Origin of the sequence: Streptomyces sp. NPDC048639 (genome assembly GCF_043199075.1) — a bacterium.
Lineage (GTDB): Bacteria > Actinomycetota > Actinomycetes > Streptomycetales > Streptomycetaceae > Streptomyces.
The window spans coordinates 635,574-649,809 of sequence record NZ_JBICVP010000003.1; the positions used below are offsets into that span (position 1 = coordinate 635,574).

Genomic DNA, 14,236 nt, shown 5'->3' on the forward strand with positions numbered 1-14,236 from the left:
CATGAACATTGGCTCTACGCGCAGAGCACGCGCCCTTGTGGTCGCGCTCGCCGCCGGCTCGCTGGCGCTGGCCGGATGCAGCAGCGGCAGCAGCAACGAAGGCAAGGACAAGTCCAGCAGCCAGGACGACGCGAAGTCGCAGTCCGAGGCCGTGGGACTCGGTGACGCCGCGGCGTCCAAGGGCCCGGCCAAGGAGGTCGAGGGCGCCAAATCCGGTGGCATGATCACCGTGTGGCAGGCCGACGACTTCTCCCACCTGGACCCGGGTCAGAGCTACGTCAGCGACGCCGGCCTGCTCGGCCGCCTCATCCACCGCGGCCTGACGCAGCTGGAGGAGGACGACAACGGCGGCAAGCAGGTCGTGGGCGACCTGGCGACCGACTCCGGCAAGGCCTCGGACGGCGGCAAGACCTGGACGTACACCCTCAAGGACGGCATCAAGGACGAGAAGGGTAACGCCATCACGTCCAAGGACGTCCGCCACACGGTGGAGCGTCTGTACGCGCCGTTCATCACCGACGGCCCGACCTACCTGCAGCAGTGGCTGTCCGGCGCGGGCACCAGCTACCGCAAGGGGCTGCCCGGCGGTCCGTTCAAGGGCAAGCACCTGCCGGACAAGGTCCTGGAGACCCCGGACGACAAGACGATCGTCTTCCACTTCAGGGAGCCGCAGGCGGACGTCCCGCAGATGCTGGCGATGCGCGGCTACTCCATCGTGCCGGAGAAGGCGGACACGAAGGAGAAGTACGACAACAAGCCGGTCGCGCTCGGCCCGTACAAGATCGGCGAGTTCAAGCCCGGCAAGGGCATGAAGCTGGTCAAGAACGCCAACTGGGACCCGAAGACCGACTCGGTCCGTCACCAGTACGTCGACGGCTTCGACATCCAGTACAACGTCCAGGACGCCGAGCAGACCAAGCGCATCCTGGCCGACCGCAGCGCTGCCAAGAACGCCATCCAGTTCACCGGCGCGGTCGACATCAGCCAGGCCAAGAAGGTCGTCAACGACAAGAAGGCCTTCGCCCGCACCATCCGCGGCTACCAGCCGTACGTGTGGCAGATGAACTTCAACCTGGACCGCATCAAGGACAAGAAGGTCCGCGACGCGATCACCTACGCGCTGCCGAGCACCCAGATCATCCGCCCCGACGGTGGCACCTACGCCGGTGAGCCGGCCGGTGGTCTGCTCGCTCCGACGCTGCCGGGCTACGAGAAGGGCTACGACCCTTACGGCAAGATCGCCAAGCCGAACGGTGACCCGGAGAAGGCGAAGAAGCTGCTGAAGGAAGCCGGCAAGGAGGGCATGAAGCTCGTCTACGGCTACGCCAACACCGAGATCCGCCAGCAGCAGGCCCTCATCATCACCAACGCGCTGGAGAAGGCGGGCTTCGACGTCCAGAAGAAGGACATCGACAACGCCACGTGGTACGAGCAGGTCGGCAAGGTCGACAACAAGCTGGACATCTACATGACCGGCTGGGGCCAGGACTGGTCCTCCCCCAGCACCGTCATCCCGCCGTCCTTCGACGGCACGCAGATCCAGGACGGTTCGTCGAACTACTCGCACACCAACGACAAGCACGTGAACAAGGAGATCAACCGGATCGCCAAGATCACGGACCCGGAGAAGGCGAATGCCGAGTGGGTCAAGCTCCACAAGTACATCGTGGAGGAGATCAACCCGGCGGCCCCGATCTACTTCACGAAGCAGTTCCAGATCTACGGATCCAACGTCGGTGGCGCCCGCTACAACGCGGACACCAGCTACATCGACGTCACGCGGCTGTTCCTCAAGAAGTAACAACCGCGCGTAGCTAGGACCAGGGGGCGCCCGCCCCGGCGGAGCGGGCGCCCCCCTGGCAAGCCCACCTCCCAGCAGCCGCCGTCCCGAGAGCAGCGAAATCGATGCTTCAATTCCTTCTTCGCCGGACGTTCGGCGCCGCAGTGATCCTCATCCTGATCAGCGCGTTCACGTTCTTCATTTTCTTCGCGGTCCCACAGGACCCGGCCCTGCTCGCGTGCGGGAAGAACTGCACCAAGCCCGCGATCGAGATCATCCACAAGAACCTGGGCCTCGACCAGTCGGTACACATCCAGTACTGGGAATTCATGAAGGGGATCTTCGTCGGCCGCGACTTCGCCGTCGGACACTGCAACGCCCCGTGCTTCGGCGTCTCCTTCAACAACAACCAGATGGTCTGGGACACGATCATCGACCGGTTCCCGATGACGCTCTCCCTGACAGTCGGCGGCCTCGCGGTCTTCCTGACCGTCGGACTCGGCGCCGGCATCGTCGCCGCCCGCCGCAAGGGCACCATGATCGACAAGACCGTCAGCTCGGTCTCTCTGGTGCTCAGCTCGATGCAGATCTACTTCCTCGGCCCGATCGTGCTGGGCATCTTCGTCTACAGCAGCGGCTGGCTGGACAACCCCAAGTACATACCGTTCACCGAGAGTCCCGGTGCCTGGTTCATGGGTCTGCTGATTCCGTGGTGCGTGATGGCGGCGATCTTCACGGCGCAGTACACCCGTATGTCGCGCTCCACCCTGATCGAGCAGTTGCAGGAAGAGCACGTCCGCACAGCCCGCGCCAAGGGCATGTCGAAGAACTACGTGTTCTACCGCTACGCCTGGCGCGGCTCGCTCACCCCGATCGTCACCATCCTCGGCATGGACCTCGGCGCGCTCTTCGGCGGCGCCATCGTCACCGAGACGACCTTCAGCCTCGCCGGCATCGGGCGCCTCGCGGTGCAGTCCGTGCAGAACAAGGACCTGCCACTCACGATGGGCGTGATGATCTTCAGCGCCGCGTTCATCCTTCTGTTCAACATCATCGTGGACGCCGCGTACGCCTACATCGACCCGCGCGTGCGCCTGTCCTAGGAGATCGACCCGTGACCACACTCACCAAGACCGAGGGCGAGCCCGCACCGACCGGGTCGGACTCCTTCCTGTCCGTGCGCGACCTTCATGTGCAGTTCTCCACCGAGGACGGCATCGTCAAGGCGGTCGACGGCCTCTCCTTCAACGTCGAGCGCGGCAAGACGCTCGGCATCGTCGGCGAATCGGGCTCCGGCAAGTCCGTCACCAACCTGACGGTGCTGGGCCTGCACAACCCCGCCACCACGACCATCACGGGCGAGATCGTGCTCGATGGCCAGGAGCTGACGGGCGCACCGGAGAAGAAGCTGGAGAAGCTGCGCGGCAACAAGATGGCGATGGTCTTCCAGGACCCGCTGACGGCCCTCTCCCCGTACTACACGGTGGGCCGGCAGATCGCCGAGCCGTACATGAAGCACACCGGCGCCTCCAGGCGCGAGGCGAAGCGGCGTGCGATCGAGATGCTCGACAAGGTCGGCATCCCGCAGCCCAAGATGCGGGTGGACGACTATCCGCACCAGTTCTCCGGCGGTATGCGCCAGCGCGCGATGATCGCGATGTCGCTCGTCTGCAACCCGCAGCTGCTGATCGCGGACGAGCCGACGACGGCGCTGGACGTGACCGTCCAGGCGCAGATCCTCGACCTGCTCAAGGATCTCCAGCAGGAGTTCGGCTCGGCGATCATCTTCATCACCCACGACCTCGGTGTCATCGCCAACATGGCCGACGACATCCTGGTGATGTACGCGGGGCGCGCCGTGGAGCGCGGCTCGGTCACGGAGGTGCTGCGGGCGCCGCGGCACCCCTACACCTGGGGTCTGCTCGGCTCGATGCCCCGTCTGTCCTCCGGGACCGACGAGGAGCTGCTGTCGATCCCCGGCAGCCCGCCGAGCCTCCTGAACCCGCCGAGCGGCTGCCCGTTCCACCCGCGCTGCGCCTTCGTCTCCGAGGTCGGGGGCAACCGGTGCTCCGGCGAGCGTCCGGTGCTGCCTCTGGGCCGCGGGTCGGCCTGCCACCTGACGGGCGAGCAGAAGCAGACCCTCTTCGACGAGCAGATCAAGCCCCGGCTGGGCTAGGGAGATTCACCGTGACCGAGAAACTCACCCTGCCCACCCCCCGCGACGCCGTTCCGGCGTCGGGTGAGCCGCTGATGACGGCGGAAGGCCTGACCAAGCACTTCCCCATCAAGGGCGGCTTCCCGATCAAGCGCACCGTCGGCGCGGTCAAGGCCGTGGACGGTATCGACCTGACCGTGCACGAGGGCGAAAGCTTCGGCCTGGTCGGCGAGTCCGGCTGCGGCAAGTCCACGACCGGCCGGTTGCTGACCCGTCTCATGGAGCCGACGGGCGGGAAGATCACCTACCAGGGCCGGGACATCACGCGGGCGGACCGCAAGGCGCTCGCCCCGATCCGCTCCGAGATCCAGATGATCTTCCAGGACCCGTACTCGTCGCTGAACCCGCGGCAGACGGTCGGCACGATCATCCGCAGCCCCATGGAGGTCAACGGGATCACCCCGCCCGGAGGCCGCGAGAACCGGGTGCGCGAACTGCTGGAGACCGTGGGTCTCAGCCCCGAGCACTACAACCGCTTCCCGCACGAGTTCTCCGGCGGTCAGCGGCAGCGCATCGGCGTCGCCCGTGCGCTCGCCCTGGAGCCGAAGCTGATCATCGCGGACGAGCCGGTCTCCGCGCTGGACGTCTCCATCCAGGCACAGGTCGTGAACCTGCTCCAGAAGCTCCAGCGGGAGCTGGGGATCGCGTTCCTGTTCATCGCCCACGACCTCGCTGTGGTGCGCCACTTCTCGCAGCGCGTCGCGGTGATGTACCTGGGCAAGGTGGTGGAGGTCGGCGACCGCGAGTCCATCTACAACCGCCCGCGCCACCCGTACACGCACGCGCTCCTCTCGGCCGTTCCCGAGGTGGAGCTGGACGAAGCGCCTGCGCGCGAGCGCATCCGCCTCGCCGGTGACGTGCCCTCGCCCATCAACCCGCCGTCCGGCTGCCGCTTCCGTACGCGGTGCTGGAAGGCGCAGGAGAAGTGCGCGACCCAGGAACCGCCGCTCGTCCAGATCGGCGGCAACACGGCAGGGCACCTGACCGCCTGCCACTTCCCCGAGGAGCCGACGATCGCGGCGCGCGGCGAGGACGTCGTCCTCGACCCGGCGCTGGCTGCGCTGGAGAAAGAGGCGTAGAGCCCCGAGCCCGGCGGGCAGAACCCGCGGTGGAGCCCGTGCCCCTGAGGGCGCGGGCTCCACCGCTTTCCCGGCGAGGCTTACGCGTCCGGCAACGGCCCCGCCGCGGCCCCCGTGACCGCCCGCTCCTCCGCGAAGTGGCAGGCGGAGTCGTGCGCCACCGGGCCGTCCGCCGCCCGGAACCCCGGCGGGACGGCGAGCGGCGGAGTCTCCCGCTCGCAGCGCTCGTTCGCCTTCCAGCAGCGCGTACGGAAGCGGCAGCCGGACGGCGGGTCGGCCGGCGAGGGCACGTCGCCCTGCAGCAGGATCCGCTCGCGCCCGCCGCGCCCCTCCGGGTCGGGGACGGGGACGGCGGAGAGCAGGGCCTGGGTGTACGGGTGGGTGGGGTGGTCGTAGATCTCCTCGTCGGTGCCGGTCTCCACGACCCGGCCGAGGTACATCACCGCCACCCGGTCCGCGATGTGCCGGACGACGGACAGATCGTGCGCGATGACGACGTAGGAGAGCCCGAACTCGTCCTGAAGACGCTCCATGAGGTTGACGACCTGGGCCTGGACGGAGACGTCCAGCGCCGAGACCGGCTCGTCCGCGACGATGATCTCCGGGCGCAGGGCCAGGCCCCGGGCGATGCCGATGCGCTGGCGCTGGCCGCCGGAGAACTGGTGCGGATAGCGGTTGATGTACTCCGGGTTGAGCCCGACGACGTCCAGCAGCTCCTGCACGCGGCGCCGCCGGTCCCCCTTGGGCGCCACCTCGGGATGGATGTCGAAGGGCTCGCCGATGATGTCGCCCACCGTCATCCGCGGGTTGAGCGAGGTGTACGGGTCCTGGAAGACCATCTGGATGTTGCGGCGTACGGCCTTCAGCGCGCGCCGGGACATCCGGGTGACGTCCTCCCCGCGGTAGCGGATCTCGCCGGCCGTCGGCCGCTCCAGGTTCACCAGGAGCTTGGCGAGCGTGGACTTGCCGCAGCCGGACTCGCCCACGATGCCCAGTGTCTCGCCGCGGTGGAGGTCGAAGGAGACCCCGTCGACGGCTTTGACCGCGCCGATCCTGCGCCTGACCACGACGCCGTGGGTGAGCGGATAGTGCTTGACCAGGCCGCGCGCCTGGAGGATCGCCTCAGGCATCGAGCGTCTCCTTCCAGAAGTGGCAGGCGCTGGACCGGTGTTGGGCCACCTCGTGCAGCGCGGGGAGGTCCGTGCGGCACATGTCGCGGGCGCGGGGGCAGCGCGGGTTGAAGGGGCAGCCGGGCGGGATGCCGAGCAGGCTCGGCGGCAGGCCCTTGATCGCGTAGAGCTCCCGGCCCTTGCGGTCCAGGCGCGGGATCGAGTCCAGCAGGCCCCGGGTGTAGGGGTGGGCGGGGCGTTTGTAGAGGTCGTGGACCGGGGCGGTCTCCACGATCCGGCCCGCGTACATCACCGCGATCTTGTCGGCCACGTCCGCGACCACCCCCAGGTCGTGGGTGATCAGGATGAGCCCCATCTTGTACTCGTCCTGCAACTCGGCGAGCAGGTCCATGACTTGGGCTTGCACGGTGACGTCCAACGCCGTGGTGGGCTCGTCCGCGATGATCAGGTCCGGCTCCAGGGCCAGCGCCATCGCGATCATGATCCGCTGCCGCATGCCGCCCGAGAACTGGTGCGGATAGTCGCCCGCCCTCTGCCGTGCCGCCGGGATGCGCACCCGGTCCATCAGCTCCACGGCCCGCGCCCGGGCCTCCTTGCGGGAGACCCCTTCGTGGACGCGGAACATCTCCGCGAGCTGATAACCCACGCTCAGCACCGGGTTCAGGGCCGAGAGCGCGTCCTGGAAGATCATGGCCATCCGGGCGCCGCGCAGCCTGCGCCGCTCCTCCCGGTCCATCGTCAGCAGATCCCGCCCCTGGAACAGGATCTGCCCGCCCGTCACCCGGCCCGGCGGGCTGTCGAGAATCCCCATGACCGCCTGGGCCGTCACCGACTTGCCGGAGCCGGACTCCCCCAGCACGGCCAGGGTCTCCCCGGCGTCGACGCTGTACGAGACGCCGTTGACGGCCCGGGCCACCCCGTCCCGCGTACGGAACTCCACCCGCAGATCACGCACGTCCAGCAGCGTCGTCATCGTGGGCTCTCCTCAGCGCAGCTTGGGATCGAGGGCGTCGCGCACCGCGTCGCCGAGCATGATGAACGCGAGCACGGTGATGCTCAGCGCGCCCGCGGGCCACAGCAGCATGTGCGGGGCGTTGCGGATCTGGGGTGCGCCATTGGAGATGTCGATGCCCCAGGAGACGGTCGGCGGGCGCAGCCCCACGCCGAGGTACGAGAGCGTGGCCTCCAGCGCGATGTACGTGCCGAGCGCGATGGTGGCGACGACGATGACCGGCGCGACGGCGTTGGGCGCGACGTGTCGGAGCAGCAGCCGGGTGTGGCCCGCGCCCAGCGCGCGGGCGGCCTGCACATAGTCGTTGTGCTTTGCCGTGATGACCGCGCCGCGCGCGATCCTGCAGACCTGCGGCCAGCCGAGCAGCACGATGAAGCCCACGACCGGCCACACCGTGGAACTGGTCACGACGGACAGCAGGACCAGTCCGCCCAGCACGACCGGGATACCGAAGAAGATGTCGGCCGTACGGGAGAGCACCGCGTCGCTCCAGTTGCCGAAGTACCCGGCGAGCCCGCCGAGAAGCCCGCCGAGCAGGGTGGCGCCGAGGGTGGCGCACATGCCGACGACGAGGGAGGCGCGGGCCCCGTGGACGGTACGGGTGTAGACGTCGCAGCCCTGGGTGTCGTAGCCGAAGGGGTGGCCGGGCGCGGGGCCCGCTTGCGACTTGGACAGGTCGCACTGGAGCGGGTTGCCGCCAGCGATCGCCTGCGGCCACACGGCGATGAACACCAGGAAGAGGATCAGCAGCCCGGAGAGGAGGAAGACGGGGTTGCGGCGCAGATCGCGCCAGGCGTCGGACCACAGGCTGCGCGCGGGGACGGCTGCCGCTGCCGCGGGCCCGGCCGCATCGGGACCGCCCGGGACGTCGGCGGGGCCGGTGGGGCGCTCGAGCGTCTCCTCAGGCATAGCGGATCCTCGGGTCGAGTACGGCGTAGAGGGCGTCGACGAGAAGGTTCGCCAGCAGGAAGACGATCACGAGGATGGTGACGAAGCCGACGACGGTCGGCGCGTTGTTGCGCAGAATGCCCTGGTAGAGCTGGAAGCCGACGCCGTGGATGTTGAAGATCCGCTCGGTGACGATCGCGCCGCCCATCAGCGTCCCGATGTCGGTGCCGATGAAGGTGACCACCGCGATCAGCGAATTGCGCAGCAGATGGCGGGTGATGACACGGCGCCGCGGAAGTCCCTTGGCCACGGCGGTCCGTACGTAGTCGGCCCGGACGTTCTCGGCGATCGAGGTCCGGGTGAGCCGGGTGACGTAGGCCAGTGAGACCAGGGCGAGGACGAGGCCCGGCAGCAGCAGCTCGCCGACCGGCGCCTCGGGGGACACCGACGGTCGGATGAGCCCCCACTGGACGCCGAAGACGAACTGCAGCAGATAGCCGGTCACGAAGGTCGGCACCGAGATGACGACCAGCGTGAGGAAGAGGACACCGGTGTCCACGGTGCGCCCGCGCCGCAGGCCGCCGACGACGCCGAGGACGACGCCGATGGTCAACTCGATGGCGACGGCGACGAGGGTGAGCCGCAGGGTGATGGGCCAGGACTCGGCGATCAGTTCCGTGACCGGCTGGCCGTTGAACGCGGTGCCGAACCGGCCCTGGAAGATCTGGCCCATGTAGTGCACGTACTGCCGCCACAGCGGCTGGTCGAGAAAGAGTTCGTGGCGGATGCGGGCGGCGGTGGCCGGGTCGGGGGCCCGGTCGCCGAACAGCGCGGCGACCGGGTCGCCGAGCGCGTAGACCATGAAGAAGATCAGGAAGGTGCTGCCGATGAACACCGGGATCATCTGCAGCAGCCGCCGGATGACGTAGCGCCCCATGCGCTCAGCCGACCTCGATCTCTTCGTAGACGGGGACGCTGAACGGGTTGAGGATGACGCCGGAGAGCCGGTCGGTGTAGCCGGCGCTGCCGTTCTGGTACCAGAGCGGGATGGCGGGCATCTTCTCGGCGAGGATCTTCTCGGCGTCCTGGAAGGTGGAGACCGCCCGGTTCTGCACGCTGTGCGCGTTGGCGTCGTTGACGAGCCGGTCGAACTTCTCGTCGCTCCACTTGCCGTCGTTGGACGAGGCGTCGGTGTAGTAGAGCGGCTGGAGGAAGTTCTGGATGAGCGGGTAGTCCATCTGCCAGCCGGTGCGGAAGGGCCCGGACATCCTGCCGCTGTGGATCCGGTTGCGGTAGTCGGCGAAGGTTCCCACCGGATTGACCGTGCAGGCCCGGTCGTTGCCGAGGGCGTTGTTGATGCTGTTGCAGACGGCGTCCATCCAGGTGCGGTGCGAGCCGGTGTCGACGTTGGAGGTGAGCGTCATCCTCCCGCGGGGCAGGCCGCCCGCCTCCTTGATCAGCCGCTTCGCCTCGGCCGGGTCGTACTCGCAGGCCTCCCCGCACAGGCCCGCCTTGTACCCGCCCTGTCCGCCGAGGACGGGTGAGGTCCAGTCGCTGGCAGGGGTGCGGGTCTTCTGGAAGATCTGCTCGGTGATCTGCTTGCGGTCGATCGCCTTGGAGAGGCCGATGCGCAGCTTCTCCTTCCCCGCACCCCAGTTCTTGTCGTAGAAGGGGAAGGCCAGGGTCTGGATGATGCCGGCCGGCTGGTTGATGTAGCGGTTGCCCAGGTCGCGGCGGACGTTCTTGAGCTGGGAGGCCGGGATGTCGTCGGCGAGGTCGAGGTTGCCGGCGAGGAGGTCGGTGTACGCCGCGTTGTTGTCGGTGTAGACCCTCAGATCCACTCCGGCGTTCTGCGCCTTGTCCTCACCCGGATAGTCCTCCCACTTCCGCAGCCGCATCGCGGAACCCTTGGCGTAGGACTGGATCGCGTACGGGCCGTTGCCGACGGGCTTGTCGAGCCAGGCGTCGTGGTCGTCGAAGAAGGCGCGGGGCAGCGGCGCGAAGGCCGGGTAGCCGAGGGTCTCGGGCCAGGTGGAGAACTTCTGGGTGAGCTTGACGGTGAAGGTCCGGTCGTCCTTCACGCGCAGCCCCGACAGCGTTCTGGCGCTCGCCTTCCCGGACTCCGGGTGGACCCGGTCGTAGCCGTCGATGTACTCGAAGAAGTACGCGTTCTTCTGCTGGTTGTCGATGAGCGCCCCGTAGTTCCAGGCGTCGACGAACGAACGTGCCGTGACCTTCTCGCCGTTGCTGAAGGTCCAGCCGTCCTTGACGGTGACGGTGAAGTTCTGCGCGTCGGAGGTCTCGATGCGCTCGGCGAGCATGTCCTTCGCCTCGCCCGTCCTCGGGTCGTACCGTTTGAGCCCGCGGAAGACCATGTCGAGGACCTTGCCGCCCTGCACCTCATTGGTGTTGGCCGGCTCCAGCGGGTTCTGCGGGTCGCCCCAGGAGGAGCTCAGGACCGCCGAGCCGCCGCCTGAACCGGCGCCGCCGCACGCGGTCACGGTGAGAGCGAGGGCCACCGCACCGGCGGCCCGTGTGGCATAGGTGGCTCGGCGCATGGTGGTGCCTCCTCGGAAGACCGGTCACTGATCTCCAAATAACACCCCGAGATGCCGCATACCGCCCTTGGCCGTGGCGCCCCGCGCGGGTCGCGACCCAGAACCCCCCGGATGCGGGAGCGGTCGTCCCCCGCACAGGCCACGGGGAGCGCGCGGGACGACCGGCGGGATCGCCCGGACCCGGCCGCCGGGTTACGACGTGATGCTCTGCAGGCGCCGGACGACGAGCACCGCGATGTCGTCCCGCTGCTCCCCCTCCGTGTACCGGAGCACATCCGCGCGCAGCGTCTCGGCCAGCCGGTCCGGCCTCAGCCCCCGCCAGCCGTCCAGGCGCTCACCGAGGGGATAGAACGCGCCGTCCGGATTCCGTGCCTCGGTGATGCCGTCCGTGCACAGCACCAGGCTCGCGTCGTCGGGGAACGCCAGCCACTGGACCGTACGGGGCACCGGGGACAGCGAATCCAGTCCCAGCGGCACCCCGGCCTCGTCGAGCGGGACCGGGCCGCAGCGGTCGCGCATCATCAGATACGGCTCCCCGTGGCCGCAGTTGACCGCCTGGGCCGCCGCACCGGAGTCGACGCTGAGGACGAGCGCGGTGACGAACCGCTCGGGCTCGCCGGTCGCGGTGGCGAACTCGTTGTGCCGGACCACCGCGCTCTCCATGGCGTCGACGACCGCCGACAAGGTGGGCTCGCGCTGCGCCGCCTCCCGGAACGCGCCGAGCACCGCGAACCCGGCCCCGATGGCGGGCAGTCCCTTGCCCTGCACGTCACCGATGAGCAGCCGCGTCCCGTACGGCGAGGAGACCGCCTCGTAGATGTCCCCGCCGACCAGCTTGTCCTCCTCCAGCGGTGCGTAGAGCCCGCACACCAGTACCTGGTCGGTGCGCAGCGGAAGGGGTCGCAGGATCTGGTGCTGGAGCGCGACGGCGGCGGTGCGGACACGGGTCAGCTCGGTCTCCCGGCGTACGCGCTCCGCGGCGGTGGCGACGGCCAGCGCCCCCAGCCCGCCGGTGATGAGAAACGCGGTGACGGTGTTGGTCTCGTCCCCGCGCGGGCCGACGAAGGACCCCGACACCAGGAGCGTCACCCAGACGGCCGCGACGGCGGTCTGCCGCACGGTGCCGACGCCGGCGGCATAGGCGGGCAGGAAGACGAGCACGGTGGCGAGCCGCGAGACATGGCCGAGCGCGTAGCCGACGACGATGATGACGGCGCTCAGCCCGATCATCCACAGGACGAACGTGCGCGGGCTCGGCAGGTACTTCCGCGTCTGCCGCGGAATGATCGCGCTCTGGGCCACCGCCCCAGTCCACCGCAGCGCCCGTACGCCTGCATGCGGAAGGACTCCGGTTGGGCGTGCCTCGGGAACGGGACGCCCGGCGGCAGGCGATGTCCGGGAACGACGGTGGGCCCGCCCGGCAACCGGTGCCGGACGGGCCCACCGAGGTCTCTGACGGGCCGTTCGCCCGAGCCGCGCGTCAGGCGGGCCCGGGCGGGCGGGGGATCAGCCGTGCTTGGCCCGGGAGGCGGCGCGGGCACGCTCCCGCTGGTCCAGGGCGACCTTGCGGATGCGCACGGACTCCGGCGTCACCTCGACGCACTCGTCGTCCCGGCAGAACTCCAGCGACTGCTCCAGCGAGAGCTTGCTGGGCGGGACGATCGACTCGGTCACATCGGCGTTCGAGGACCGCATGTTGGTGAGCTTCTTCTCCTTGGTGATGTTCACGTCCATGTCGTCGGAGCGGGAGTTCTCCCCCACGACCATGCCCTCGTACACCTCGGTGCCCGGCTCGACGAAGAGGGTGCCGCGCTCCTGGAGGTTGGTCATCGCGAAGGCGGTGACCGCGCCGGAGCGGTCGGCGACCAGGGAGCCGGACGCGCGGGTGCGCAGGTCGCCGAACCACGGCTCGTGGCCCTCGTGGATGGAGTGCGCGATGCCGGTGCCGCGGGTCTGGGTCAGGAACTCGGTGCGGAAGCCGATCAGGCCGCGGGAGGGAACGACGAACTCCATCCGCACCCAACCCGAGCCGTGGTTGGACATGTTGTCCATCCGGCCCTTGCGGATGCCCATGAGCTGGGTGACCGCGCCCATGTGCTCCTCGGGCACGTCGATCGTCATGCGCTCGACGGGCTCGTGGACCTTCCCGTCGACCTCCTTGGTGACCACCTGCGGCTTGCCGATGGTCAGCTCGAAGCCTTCCCGGCGCATGGTCTCGACGAGGATGGCCAGCGCCAGCTCGCCGCGGCCCTGCACCTCCCAGGCGTCCGGGCGCTCGGTGTCCAGGACGCGCAGCGAGACGTTGCCGATCAGCTCGCGGTCGAGGCGGTCCTTGACCTGACGGGCGGTGACCTTGCGGTCCTTCACCGCGGCCTTGGCGTCCGCGCCCTTGCCCGTACCGCCGCGGCCGACGAGCGGCGAGGTGTTCGTACCGATGGTCATGGAGATGGCGGGCTCGTCGACCGTGATCAGCGGCAGCGCCACCGGGTTCTCCGGGTCGGCCAGGGTCTCACCGATCATGATGTCGGGGATGCCGGCGACGGCGCAGATGTCGCCGGGGCCCGCCACCTCGGCCGGCTTGCGGGTGAGCGCCTCGGTCATCATCAGCTCGCTGATGCGGACGCTCGCGATGGTGCCGTCGCGCTTGATCCACGCCACCGTCTGGCCCTTGCGCAGCTCGCCCTGCTCGACGCGGAGCAGCGCGATACGGCCGAGGAAGTTGTCCGCGTCCAGGTTGGTGACGTGCGCCTGGAGCGGGGCCGACTCGTCGTACTGCGGCGCCGGGACGGTTTCCAGCAGCGTGGTGAAGAACGGTTCGAGGCTGTCGCTGTCGGCCGGGACGGTGCCGTCCTCCGGCTTGGTCAGCGAGGCGATGCCGTCGCGGGCGCAGGCGTAGACGATCGGGAACTCGATCTGGTCCTCGTCCGCGTCCAGGTCGAGGAAGAGGTCGTACGCCTCGTTGACGACCTCGTCGATCCGGGAGTCCGGGCGGTCCGTCTTGTTGATGCACAGGATGACCGGCAGCCGGGCCTGGAGGGCCTTGCGGAGCACGAACCGGGTCTGCGGCAGCGGGCCCTCGGAGGCGTCCACGAGCAGCACGACCGCGTCGACCATCGACAGGCCGCGCTCGACCTCACCGCCGAAGTCGGCGTGGCCGGGGGTGTCGATGATGTTGATCGTGACCGGCTCACCCCCGGACTTGGGGTGGTACTTGACCGCGGTGTTCTTCGCGAGAATGGTGATGCCCTTCTCGCGCTCCAGGTCGTTCGAGTCCATCATGCGTTCGTCGAGGTGCTCGGCGGCGTGGGCGGCGAAGGCCCCCGCCTGCTTCAGCATGGCGTCGACGAGGGTCGTCTTTCCGTGGTCGACGTGGGCGACGATGGCGACGTTGCGGATGTCGTGGCGCGTGGGCATGGGTCGCTTGCGCTTCTCTCGGATCGTGGGATGCGGCGTCTCATTCCTCGTACGCCCCGCCGGGCGGACCCGCCTCGGCTCATCCCATGGTACGGGCCCGGCCCGCGTCCCCTCCCGGCGGCCATGTACGGCAGCGCTCCCGGCCGGTCCGTGGACCCGC

General features: G+C 69.0%; 11 protein-coding genes. 4 read left to right on the forward strand and 7 right to left on the reverse strand.

Going from position 1 to position 14,236, the window contains the following annotated elements:
- The first annotated feature begins 1 nt into the window (after position 1).
- From ACGFNH_RS11075 to ACGFNH_RS11090, 4 genes are all read left to right on the forward strand, one after another.
- Entirely contained in the window at positions 2 to 1,801 is a 1,800-nt protein-coding gene (locus tag ACGFNH_RS11075) for an ABC transporter substrate-binding protein (protein WP_393652743.1), read from the forward strand.
- 104 nt (positions 1,802 to 1,905) lie between these two features.
- Positions 1,906 to 2,883 carry an ABC transporter permease gene (locus tag ACGFNH_RS11080; RefSeq protein ID WP_393652744.1) on the forward strand — a complete coding sequence of 326 codons (978 nt, stop codon included), beginning with the start codon at positions 1,906 to 1,908 and terminating at the stop codon, positions 2,881 to 2,883.
- An 11-nt stretch (positions 2,884 to 2,894) separates the two neighbouring features.
- Entirely contained in the window at positions 2,895 to 3,956 is a 1,062-nt protein-coding gene (locus tag ACGFNH_RS11085; RefSeq protein WP_393652745.1) for an ABC transporter ATP-binding protein, read from the forward strand.
- Between the two features lie 11 nt (positions 3,957 to 3,967).
- Positions 3,968 to 5,074 carry an ABC transporter ATP-binding protein gene (locus ACGFNH_RS11090; RefSeq protein ID WP_393652746.1) on the forward strand — a complete coding sequence of 369 codons (1,107 nt, stop codon included), beginning with the start codon at positions 3,968 to 3,970 and terminating at the stop codon, positions 5,072 to 5,074.
- Positions 5,075 to 5,154: 80 nt separating this feature from the next.
- Here ACGFNH_RS11090 and ACGFNH_RS11095 read toward each other — a convergent pair whose 3' ends face one another.
- From ACGFNH_RS11095 to typA, 7 genes are all read right to left on the reverse strand, one after another.
- Complete coding sequence (locus ACGFNH_RS11095) at positions 5,155 to 6,204, reverse strand: ABC transporter ATP-binding protein (protein ID WP_393652747.1); 1,050 nt, start codon at positions 6,202 to 6,204, stop codon at positions 5,155 to 5,157.
- Complete coding sequence (locus tag ACGFNH_RS11100; RefSeq protein WP_393652748.1) at positions 6,197 to 7,177, reverse strand: ABC transporter ATP-binding protein; 981 nt, start codon at positions 7,175 to 7,177, stop codon at positions 6,197 to 6,199. Before ACGFNH_RS11100 ends, ACGFNH_RS11095 begins: the two co-directional genes overlap by 8 nt.
- Positions 7,178 to 7,189: 12 nt before the next feature.
- A complete protein-coding gene (locus tag ACGFNH_RS11105; protein ID WP_393652749.1) occupies positions 7,190 to 8,125 on the reverse strand; it encodes an ABC transporter permease in 936 nt (311 codons plus the stop codon).
- A complete protein-coding gene (locus ACGFNH_RS11110; protein ID WP_393652750.1) occupies positions 8,118 to 9,041 on the reverse strand; it encodes an ABC transporter permease in 924 nt (307 codons plus the stop codon). The genes ACGFNH_RS11105 and ACGFNH_RS11110 overlap by 8 nt, the downstream gene beginning before the upstream one ends.
- Positions 9,042 to 9,045: 4 nt before the next feature.
- Entirely contained in the window at positions 9,046 to 10,662 is a 1,617-nt protein-coding gene (locus ACGFNH_RS11115) for an ABC transporter substrate-binding protein (RefSeq protein ID WP_393652751.1), read from the reverse strand.
- Between the two features lie 192 nt (positions 10,663 to 10,854).
- Positions 10,855 to 11,964: a PP2C family protein-serine/threonine phosphatase gene (locus tag ACGFNH_RS11120; protein ID WP_393652752.1), complete on the reverse strand. Its 1,110-nt coding sequence runs from the start codon at positions 11,962 to 11,964 to the stop codon at positions 10,855 to 10,857.
- Between the two features lie 204 nt (positions 11,965 to 12,168).
- Positions 12,169 to 14,076 carry a translational GTPase TypA gene (typA, locus tag ACGFNH_RS11125; RefSeq protein WP_393652753.1) on the reverse strand — a complete coding sequence of 636 codons (1,908 nt, stop codon included), beginning with the start codon at positions 14,074 to 14,076 and terminating at the stop codon, positions 12,169 to 12,171.
- Positions 14,077 to 14,236: the final 160 nt, after the last annotated feature.